This is a genomic window from Paraburkholderia bengalensis, from assembly GCF_037126505.1.
Lineage (GTDB): Bacteria > Pseudomonadota > Gammaproteobacteria > Burkholderiales > Burkholderiaceae > Paraburkholderia > Paraburkholderia bengalensis.
In genome coordinates this window covers 1-9,778 of the sequence record NZ_JACFYJ010000167.1, presented here as the reverse complement: position 1 = coordinate 9,778, position 9,778 = coordinate 1, and the positions used below count along the sequence as shown (strand labels likewise).

The window sequence follows — 9,778 nt, the reverse complement described above, 5'->3', positions numbered from 1 at the left end:
GGTTGCCGCTGGCGGTGCTGTCGTCGATAGGGGCGAGCGCGATGGCGGCAAAAATGATCGAAGCGATTCGCGGCCTGGAGCGTGAGCGCTTTCGCGCGACCCTTGGCCCACTTGATCCCCCGCTCGTACACGCGTGCGCCCGGTAGACCCGATTATCCAGTCATGAAAGAAAAAGCGCTCGTCATCGCGCGAGATCGCGACGCCCGGTCGGAAGAGTCGCTGGATGATTACCGGCCTGGCGAAGGTGTTTCAACAGCTCCATTCCTGACCCTCCAGGCAGGTCGATTTCGAGCACCACGAGCAGATAGCGTGTTGTGGTCAGCGAAATCAGCGCATGCGCGGCCTCACGGGTCCAGTCCACCGTGAAACCTGCATCCCGGAGCACCGCCTGAACCCCGCTACCGAGCAGTTCATCGTCGTCAACCAGAAGAATGCGCATCGTGCAGAACATGTAACATCAGGGAAGCGTGGCGGGAATCGCGGCACTCGCAGGATAAAGACTGGACGCAGTCCCCCACCGTGCCCAGCGAGCAGGCTCTGCAGTCGCTACCATCGAGGTTGTTAGGAACGACGGTGCAGAGTTTACATGTCAGACCCGCGGCGACGCAAGGCAAGGGCCGGTGTTGCAGTGCGGAGAACTGCGCTCTGAGGACCGGCCTGCTTGTCATGCTTGCCGTTCGCGACGCGGGCAATGCCGTGACCGCATCTCAAAGCGGCGCGTTTGTGCGGCAGTTGCGCGATGTGCCCTTGAACGTACCTCAATTTGTCCAACTTGCAGCGGCGCTCGTCGGCGCGATCTCCAATCCACGGATGGTTTTCTACCAGCAATTGGCCGTAACAGACCAGCGAATGCGCGCCAGTGACCTGACATCGGCACGCATTGAAGCCGCCGCCGGTGCGGGCGCTCACACGACTGCCGACGGCGGCCATCCCTGTTGCCGCGGCTGTCAGTCTTGCAACAGAGGGCCCCTGCGGGCTCGAAAGCGTTGCGAAGAAAACCAGCGTCGCACTGACAAGTGCCGTCGGCTATCGCGCATTCCTGCGGTATGTCGGCAAGGGGCAATCTGGGTGGCGCAAGCTGTTTCACCTGCGCGACATCGTGAGCGGCAAACACAGCGTCGCGGTCAATTCGCCCCGCGCCGCAACAGAACGCGGCGATCGCAATCAACGGGGCGAGGGACATGACGTTTGCTTCGCAGATCGAGCCAAAGCGGGGGCTGAACTTCCGGGCCGCGAATATCGCCAGGCGAAGTGACTACTGTGAGTCGAGCTATCTTTCCGTGCGGGAGGGATGTATCGCGACGTCGTAGCGGTGACCGCTCCAGCGGGTGGTTGGTGCCGGATGAGACCGCTTGTCGAAGTGACAGGTCACATGTAGCGAATATGAAAGAACCATCACGTAGGATCGCTACCCGGCGCGCGTCCGGGCGGCCATATCAGATTCCCGTTGGAGGTGTTGATGGAGACGTACGTTCTTTTCGGTGGTGTTGTTGCGATCGGCCTGGCCATTGCGATCTGGGGGATCTGGAATCTCAAGTAATCCGCATCTCCAGGCTAGCGCGAACCGATCGCGTACAGGCTGTCGAATCCGGCAATTTGCGCTGGACGATCGGGTTCGATTCGTGCGGCATCCGCTGAGTCGCGACACGCCAGAGGGCATCCGCCCGCCCCATTCAACAAGCTTGCAACCATGGCCATATCTTCCCTTCAAACGCCGGCACACACAACCCGCGCGATGCCCGCACTTGCACTTGGCGCCATTGGCGTTGTCTTCGGTGACATTGGCACCAGTCCGCTCTACACACTCAGGGAATGCCTGAAAGCCGCGGGCGGTGTCAGCCCGACCAACGTGTTTGGAATCGTGTCTCTGATCCTCTGGTCAATCATCGTCGTGGTCACGTGCAAGTACGTGTCCTTCGTCATGCGCGCCGACAACGACGGCGAAGGCGGCATCCTCGCGCTGACCGCGCTTGCGTCTGATGTTGCGCCAGCTCGCCTTCGTCGCATGCTGCTGACCCTAGGTGTTTTCGGCGCCGCGATGTTTTACGGCGATTCGATGATCACGCCGGCGATTTCTGTCATATCCGCAGTCGAAGGGGTCACGCTCATCGACCCGCATCTGTCGGAGTGGATCGTACCTGTTGCGCTCGTCATCCTCACGGGACTGTTCAAGCTTCAAAAGCGCGGCACGGGCGCCGTCGGCAGGCTGTTCGGGCCGGTAATGCTGATCTGGTTCGTCGCGCTTGCGGTGATTGGCGCAACAAATATTGCGGATCATCCCTCCATTATTCGCGCGGTGTCGCCCGTCTATGCTTTCCTGTTCGTCGCACACGCCCCGGCAACTGCTTTCATCGTGCTTGGCTCAGTGTTCCTCGCGCTGACAGGTGGCGAGGCGCTCTACGCCGACATGGGCCACTTCGGCAAGACACCGATCCGGCTGTCGTGGCTGTTGCTCGTCTTTCCTGCACTCGTGCTCAACTATTTCGGCCAGGCGGCGCTCGTTCTGGCCAGGCCCTCCGTCATCAGCCAACCGTTCTTTGAATCGGTGCCGTCATGGGCGCTGATACCGCTCGTCGCGCTCGCGGCACTGGCGACCGTTATCGCTTCGCAGGCGGTGATTTCCGGCGCGTTCTCGATGACCAAACAGGCGGTACAGCTTGGACTTCTGCCACGCATCCCCGTCGTTCACACGTCGAGCCATGAGATTGGTCAGGTGTATGTGCCGTTTATCAATCTCACGCTTTATGTTGCGGTCGTCTTTCTCGTCCTGTTCTTCCGGTCTTCCGGCAATCTCGCCGCAGCATACGGCATTGCCGTTGCCTCCACGATGTTGCTGACGACGCTCCTGATGTATTTCGTCACCCATTGCCTGTGGCGCTGGAAACCTGTCGCAACGTTTGCCGTCATTGGTCCGATGGCGCTCGTCGATGCACTGTTCGTATCCAGTAATGCCAACAAGGTCATCGACGGTGGCTGGTTCCCGTTGCTCGCGGGTGCCGCACTCTTCACGGTCATGACAACATGGCACAAGGGCCGGGAAATGGTCGTGCAACAGATCCGGAATGACAGCCTGCCGCTCGCGCCGCTCATCACGTCGCTGACTACGGGCGAGCACCCGGTGATGCGCACGCACGGCACGGCCGTTTTTCCTGGCGGCGTAGCCGACATGACGCCGACTGCCTTTCTGCACAACCTGAAACACAACGGCGTGATGCATCGTATCAACATCTTCATGGCCGGCTCAACGTACAATACGCCCCATGTTCCCGACGAACAGAAGGTGTCGGTGCGGGACCTTGGAAACGGCTGCTACTCCGTGGCCGTGCATCACGGATTCATGGAGATCCCGAACGTCCCGTCTGTGCTCACGCTTCTCGAGAAGCAGATACCGGACTGGCATTACGAGCCGGACGATGTTTCGTTCTTTCTCGGGCGGGACACGATTGTTGCAACCGGACAAAGCCACGTCATGTCACTATGGCGCGAGAAGCTGTTTGCATTCCTCGCAAGGAACGGAGCGCAGGCGGCAGAGTACTTCAGCTTGCCGCCCAACCGGGTGGTAGAAATGGGCGGCCAGATCAACCTTTGACAGAGGATGGCTTTGGCATGCCGTGGGCAAGAAGAGCGCAGCAGCCAGAAAGCGACAGGTAAGTATCGTCATCGCATTGCGGTAACGTACCGGCGGCCGGGCCGCATCCGCGCCCGGTCATGCCAGTTGCTGCCGTCTATCGAGGCACGCGGCCTGATCACTCACGGATTGCCTGAATGCGGCCCGCCTTGACGGCCGCTTTCAGTACATCCCAGTCCGCCTCGTTCTGCTCCGCATAGGCAAGCGCAAACCGTTCGATAGCTTCATCGAATGCACCGGACTTACCCACGTAGCCGAAGATCAATGCGGGATCGCCCGCTTTCGCGATCGACTGCGCCGGCGCGGTGCCGCACGATCCGCATGTTCTGCGAAATCCTCGACGTTGAACGTGGTGAAGTCGAACGCACCTTTCATGTCGCGCAACTGCCTCACATAGAAATCATTGCCCGTATGATGCATCCTGGACCAGCCCAGGAAGATGTCGCTCGCCGACTGTAAGAGGCGCTGACCGTTTACCATGCGCTGGCCATGGTTCGGATACTGGCTCGCGAGCAGGTACCCCTCGAGCACGGAAGTTCTGGCCTCCTTGAGTTGCAGGAATAGAGGGCATTCTCCGTCGGCCATGAAAAGCGCCTCGTAGCAGCGTGTCCCGACCGAGCCGATGCCGACAACGCGGATCGCGACATCGACCGGCTCGTAACGGTCGAACAGCGCACGCCTGTCGTCGGGGGCGTTGGGTCCGAAAAGAATCCGCCGCTCCGGACTCGCGAAGAGTCCAAAGTTGGCCAGATGTGCATCGCCGCCCAGTTGCACGATGATATCGGAGCGGGGCAAATTCGCCAGGTCGAACGCCATCAGTGGCGCTGCGCCGCGATAAAACGCGAACGGATCCGCGATCATGCGCCCGTAGCGGATGGGGATCAGCTCCGGCACGCGACCCACGTTCGATGCTTCGAGCAGCCCGATGGGATCGCGCGCGTCGATCTTGCAGGCCGCGAGCTTTGCACGCGGCACTCTCTTGCGCGTGGCCTTGCCGAGGCCGATTCGGGAGGCGAGCGGACCGCGGCCGGCAGACAGGTCGGAAAGATCCTTTTGCGAAGCTGGTGTTCCGGAGGCGGGATTTGCCGTCGATGAAGTATTGTGCGCGGCAGCAGCGGAGTCTGGCACGGTTTCGCTCCCCTTATCGTCGGTATGCAGGTGTCGCATTCTTAAGGAAACCTTAAGGGATCGCGCTGCCTTTCGTGCATGGCGTGTGACTTCACGGCAGGGCCGGACGACGCACTCGCCCATATCAGCCGATTGCACCGCACATAAAGACAAAGAACACTCGTGGAGCGTTTTCCTCCGTAAGATGCCCTCAGTTCAAGCTGAATTGTTGCCGCGAATTGAAGCGTCATGTGGTCGCTGCAGACAGCCGTCGGCAGACACAGTGGCACCTTGGCGGCGCACATGAGGTTTGCGCATTTCCCTTCATCCCGATCGGATCAGCCGGAATGTCAGTCGATCTTGAATACCTCGCCAAAAGATCAGTTCAGAGGGTAGCGAACTTCAAGTTCCATCGTGACCATGGCATCCTGGCAAGACAGGTTCTGGGCAGGCTTGAAAAGCTGCATGGAAAGATGAGTCCATCCCTGCGCAGACAGGCCGATGACTATGCACAGGAGGTCTTCGGTGACCCTGTCTATGCGCCGTGGCTTCGCGTCTACGCAGCCGTGAGTGGCACGTTCAGGGAGGGCTGGATACCCGATAACTATTACGGTGCAGTCGTGGTGCCGCGGTTAAAGCACGGCTATGGAGAAATGTCGAACCTGAAAACGGTAACGCGGCTTATCTTTCTCGATGACGCGTTTCCCGACCTCGGCTATTTTGCCAATGGACTGTTCTACACGAAAGAACATACTCCCATATCCGATCACGAGGTCCGGGCTACGTTGTTCGGGGAATCGAACAGGATTGCTTTCAAACTTGACCGGTCGGGCCAGGGCAAAGGCGTATTCGTGATCCATTACGACTCATTCGATCCACAATTGATCAGGCTAATGGGCAACGGTGTGTTCCAGGCATTCATCAGGCAGCACGAAATCTTCGATATCTTCGCCCGCGGGCCCGTCGCCACCTTGCGCCTGACCACCGTCGTTGAACCCGGTGGCCGCGTATCGCTTCGCGCCTGTTTCCTCCGTTTAGGACGAGCCGGTGAGACGCATATACAGACTGGCAGCGAGGTCTGCATACCCGTGAACCCCTCGACGGGTGAACTGGGTCCACGCGGGTATCTGAGTGACTGGACAGATGTGGAGGAACATCCAGACACGAAAATGAAGTTCCAGCACGTCACCCACCCTGCATTCGCCGCCTGCGTTGCCAAGGCACTGGAGCTTCATCGCAAGGTTCCGTTCGTCTGCTGCGTCGGGTGGGACATGACAGTCGACGTCGATGAAAACGTCAAGGTACTGGAATGGAATGCCCAACATAACGACATCAGATTTGGCGAAGCCACCCAAGGGCCATGTTTCGCCGACCTCGGTTGGGAACGCTTAGCATGGGAAGTGCAGCCGAAGGTGCACCGGTCCGGGCTATCATGAGGATTGCCGCGGCCCACCGCCCCTACGGCATCAGTTCTTACCTCTGCCGGACACGCGGTTCGTGTCTTCATCGCGTTGTGCGCCGGATCTTTGAGAACACACGGGCGACAAACCCGCTAACGCTGACCGCGTCGGCATCTCGCGCGAAAGGCGCTCGAGCAACGATCCCGACGGTGAGGCCGGTCGGAGTGCACCAACGGCGTCACCACCCGGGAGAGCCAGTCAAGCATGTCGAGGTGGCGGTTGCAAGGGCCATCAGCGCATCCGCGACAACTCTGCACCCCGACTGGGGTGTTCTTCCACCGTCACCTATGGGACCATCTCGCCGTCCGACGCTGACAAGACAAGCATGTTGGTCTGGCAGTCGTCCGACTCGATATTTCTCGCGCGTAGCCCTTTCGCTCCCTCCGGTACACCAGCATTCCGAGCGGAAAAAACGCGCTCTTAGCCCGGCACACACGCTCCCACCGCCGCGATTGCCATGGCAAGGGTCGCGAGCCATCCACCCCAGGCCAGCAGCCCGCTCACCGCAAACTCGCCCATGACGCGCCGGCTTCGGGCCATGAGCATCATGATGACCATGATCGGCACCGCGGTTACGCCGTTGATCACCGCGCTCCAGTACAGCGCACGGATCGGATCGAAATGCGTGAAGGTTATCGCCACACCGCCGACGATCGCCAGGGCGATCACCGCATAGAATTCGCGTGCCAGCGTCAGATGCAGCGCGAGACTGCTGCGCCAGCGGAAGCTGCCTGCAGCGGCATACGCGGCCGACCCGGCAAGCACCGGAAGCGCCAGCAGACCCGTACCGATAATGCCCAGCGCAAACAGCACGTACGCAAAGCGCCCGGCAATCGGCTCGAGCGCTCTCGCGGCGTCGGCTGACGTTTTCACGTCGATGTGATGCAGATGCAGCGTCGCTGCCGCTGTCAGCACGATAAAGAATGCGATGATGTTCGATACGCCCATGCCGACCCACGTGTCGAAGCTGATCCGGCGCAGTTGCGCGGGCGCCTGGTGTGGTACACGGCGCAGCGGCCCCTGACCCCGCGCCGACCGCATTTCCTCGACCTCCTGCGACGCCTGCCAGAAGAACAGGTACGGGCTGATGGTGGTGCCGAGTACGGCGACCACCGTCGTCAGGTAGTCCGAGGTCAGCGAGATGCGGGGAAGCACGATCGCACGCGCAACGTCGCCCCACCGGACTGGCACGATGAAGGCCACGGCGACATAGGCCAGAAGTGCCAGGGCCGTCCACTTGAGAAGGCGCGCGTAGCGCTCGTAGGGAACAAAGATCTGAAGCACAACCGACAGCCCACCCAGAAGGACAACGTATAGCTGTTGCGGGCCCGGCACCAGCAGTCCTGCCGCCGCGCCCATCGCTGAGAGGTCAGCCGCAATATTGATCACATTGGCGAGCATCAGCAGCGAAACCGCGCTGCAGAGCAGCCACCCGGGATAGTGCGAGCGCATGTTGGACGCGAGCCCCTTGCCCGTCACGCGGCCAATCCTTGCACTCACCAGCTGGATGGCGGTCATGAGCGGGTACGTGAGCAGCAACGTCCATAACAGGCCGAAGCCGAACTGTGCACCTGCCTGCGAATAGGTGCCGATACCAGATGGATCGTCATCCGCCGCTCCGGTGATCAGTCCGGGACCCAGCTTTCGGATCCATGAGCGCTCGACAGGATCGTGGACCGTGCTTTCAGGCTCGAGAATCTTGTCGTCGCCCATGATCACCTCCTGCGACGGACGCCCGCAATTTCCGGACCCGGCAAACGCGGAGGCCGGCGCAGTAAGGACCGCTCACCCGTCAATGTCGCTGGCTACCGATGTGCGCTGTTACTGGTTCCTAGCGACCGGGTCGTGTTAAGACGTCTCAATAACTCACCGGCTTTCTGCGCTCCTGTCGCCTTTTAATAGTTGATTGCGTGACGCGCAGCCGTGGCGCTCCCACGGCCGTCGCCCAATCTCCGACAGCAGCGCCGAAATCCACTACTGATCAAGGCGAGCCGTTGGGCTTCTTCTTTAAACGGGCTGGTTTTTGTGCGTCAGGATCGCTGGATTCGGCTGCTGCTACTCGATCAGAGACTCCGGCCGCCTCTCAAGACGGCTTCTCCCGTGCGAGGATTCGTCAGAGTTACGTTTTCAAGTGCCTTGATTCGCCACTCGCCAGCCTGCCGCGTCAGCACGGCAAGGATCAGCGTATCGACCGCGTGTGAGCCAGCCGGATGAGCCGCACCGACTGTAAGTCGGCTCCAGAAGTGCATGACCGCCGCATCCTCGTGGATCGCGACCACGTCGATCAGTTCGTTCTCCAGCGTGGAATCGCTGTAGATGGTTGCATGGATGGGCGCATGCAGCTTGATAATCGCCGCGACGCCGCGCACATAGTGGCCAAACCTGTTCACAAACGTGGCATCGTCATGAAACAATGCTCCGAAGGACTCCATATCGTGGCTGTTCCAAGCGGCCTGAAATGCGCGAAGCGCGTCTTCGGGTTGTCTTATTTGAATCATGTGGATTCTCACAACTGTCTATGTTGCGCCGCCGACGTCAGCATTGAGCGCCTGTTGTCGGGCGGGCGACGCAACTTCTCTCCTATCACGGAATGTCGGCTCGTAGCCGGCGTCAGCGCATCGTGCTCAGCCTTAGTCGATTCGCCACAGTCCTTGCAGATAATCCGAAGCGGTCACTCATACATTGAGCAGGCGATGTATCGACGAGAGCAACGTTGTGCCCAGGATGGGCTTTTGCCAGAACTCGTCCCACGTAACCGGGACCGATTCCGGTTCGGCGTCGGCACTGGTGAGGACAATCCCGCGCTTGCCCTGAGGCGGTCGCACAAGTCGACGCCACCCATATTCGGCATATTCTGGTCAGTGACAACCAGAGCGGGTGTTACTCTCACCGCCGTAGCATAACCGGTGATTCCATCACTGGCCGTTCTGACTTCAAACCCCTGAGCGACCAGCAGGCGTTCCCAGGCGCGCAACAGGCCGGAATCGTCGTCGACAAGAAGTATCGTCTTCATCGAAGCGACGACCGGCGCGGGGGCGGTAGAAGATTTCGCCGCCTGCGTTCATCGGGCCGAGCCGGCCCGACGGGTTGCCTGTCTGTTCTTGTCATGCCGGTCACGGGTTTTAAGTCAAACAATCCCGTCCAACTCGCCCTCCCCGCCGTCGTCCGCTATGCCGTTGATCGGCCAAACCGGCCGTTGACACGAGCATCAGCCAACGGATGCTGTGGCCGGCATTGCCGACGTCGGCCACGAGACAAGTTCAAACGGCAACTGGGTTCCCCTTGGAGGTCAGCAGACGGACCCGTTGCGGTCGTTGAATGCAGCGTCATTTCAACGGCTGCTTCCAATTTGACAGCGACCATTCGCCCAATCACGGTGTCTTTCACAAGAAAAGTGGCCCTGACCCACGAGTCGAAGGTCCGGCAGAAAGGACTCTCCAGCGGTTCCACATGCGCCTAAAGGTGGGCATCGGACGAGGATAGTCCTACAATCCGATTGCTGAACGTCGTGGCCGCGGGTCATCAACGTCGGGATTTTCTTTCGCCGCACTTTGATGACCAGCGATCTTTTCGAGTCTCTCCA

Annotated in this window: 7 protein-coding genes and 1 pseudogene; 3 read left to right on the top strand and 5 right to left on the bottom strand. The window is 60.2% G+C overall.

Annotated elements, in window-relative coordinates:
• Window positions 1-181: 181 nt before the first annotated feature.
• Window positions 182-451 carry a response regulator gene (locus tag H3V53_RS41320; protein ID WP_336602760.1) on the bottom strand — a complete coding sequence of 90 codons (270 nt, stop codon included), beginning with the start codon at window positions 449-451 and terminating at the stop codon, window positions 182-184.
• 429 nt (window positions 452-880) lie between these two features.
• On the opposite strand from H3V53_RS41320, the gene H3V53_RS41315 reads away from it, so the two are divergent.
• Both H3V53_RS41315 and H3V53_RS41310 read left to right on the top strand, forming a co-directional pair.
• Window positions 881-1,255: a hypothetical protein gene (locus H3V53_RS41315; RefSeq protein WP_336602759.1), complete on the top strand. Its 375-nt coding sequence runs from the start codon at window positions 881-883 to the stop codon at window positions 1,253-1,255.
• Between the two features lie 435 nt (window positions 1,256-1,690).
• Window positions 1,691-3,589, top strand: a complete 1,899-nt coding sequence (locus H3V53_RS41310) for a potassium transporter Kup (RefSeq protein WP_336602758.1) — start codon at window positions 1,691-1,693, stop codon at window positions 3,587-3,589.
• A 157-nt stretch (window positions 3,590-3,746) separates the two neighbouring features.
• Here H3V53_RS41310 and H3V53_RS41305 read toward each other — a convergent pair.
• Window positions 3,747-4,489, bottom strand: a pseudogene (locus H3V53_RS41305) (DUF2252 family protein).
• A 593-nt stretch (window positions 4,490-5,082) separates the two neighbouring features.
• Between H3V53_RS41305 and H3V53_RS41300 the strand changes: the two are divergent.
• On the top strand, window positions 5,083-6,171 hold the full coding sequence (locus H3V53_RS41300; protein ID WP_336602757.1) for a sugar-transfer associated ATP-grasp domain-containing protein: 1,089 nt from the start codon (window positions 5,083-5,085) through the stop codon (window positions 6,169-6,171).
• A gap of 444 nt (window positions 6,172-6,615) precedes the next feature.
• Here H3V53_RS41300 and H3V53_RS41295 read toward each other — a convergent pair whose 3' ends face one another.
• The 3 genes from H3V53_RS41295 to H3V53_RS43920 all read right to left on the bottom strand — a co-directional run bounded on the left by H3V53_RS41295 (window position 6,616) and on the right by H3V53_RS43920 (window position 9,208).
• Window positions 6,616-7,908 carry an NRAMP family divalent metal transporter gene (locus tag H3V53_RS41295; protein ID WP_336602756.1) on the bottom strand — a complete coding sequence of 431 codons (1,293 nt, stop codon included), beginning with the start codon at window positions 7,906-7,908 and terminating at the stop codon, window positions 6,616-6,618.
• Window positions 7,909-8,258: 350 nt separating this feature from the next.
• Window positions 8,259-8,693 carry a YybH family protein gene (locus tag H3V53_RS41290; RefSeq protein WP_336602755.1) on the bottom strand — a complete coding sequence of 145 codons (435 nt, stop codon included), beginning with the start codon at window positions 8,691-8,693 and terminating at the stop codon, window positions 8,259-8,261.
• A 173-nt stretch (window positions 8,694-8,866) separates the two neighbouring features.
• A complete protein-coding gene (locus tag H3V53_RS43920; protein WP_419539741.1) occupies window positions 8,867-9,208 on the bottom strand; it encodes a response regulator in 342 nt (113 codons plus the stop codon).
• Window positions 9,209-9,778: the final 570 nt, after the last annotated feature.